Origin of the sequence: Microbacterium sp. ZXX196 (genome assembly GCF_009709595.1) — a bacterium.
GTDB lineage: Bacteria > Actinomycetota > Actinomycetes > Actinomycetales > Microbacteriaceae > Microbacterium > Microbacterium excoecariae.
Window position 1 is genome coordinate 1 of the sequence record NZ_WMEE01000345.1, and the last position, 254, is coordinate 254.

General features: G+C 47.6%; 1 protein-coding gene. It reads right to left on the reverse strand.

The window, feature by feature from the left end:
• Positions 1–254, reverse strand: a 254-nt coding sequence (locus GJQ66_RS14325; protein ID WP_230379652.1) for a hypothetical protein, incomplete at both ends; no start/stop codon positions are given.

Sequence of the window (254 nt, forward strand, 5' to 3'; positions counted from 1 at the left end):
TTCCCTCACAACCGGATAATAATATTTAACATCGGGATTGGCATTTCCGATAAATTTCAGGCCTTTTAGCGCAACATTACCGGCCGCGACAAGAAACCCGATCGCATGTGGAAATTGTGTCTGCGAATTATTTCCCGAAGCCGATTGAATCACCGGCATCTTTCCCGGAAGCCATTCGGGATCATCAGGCATCACAGCCGCTTCAATCGTTAGCCAGAATGGTTCTGCACGTGCTTTGTCAATCGACAGGTTGT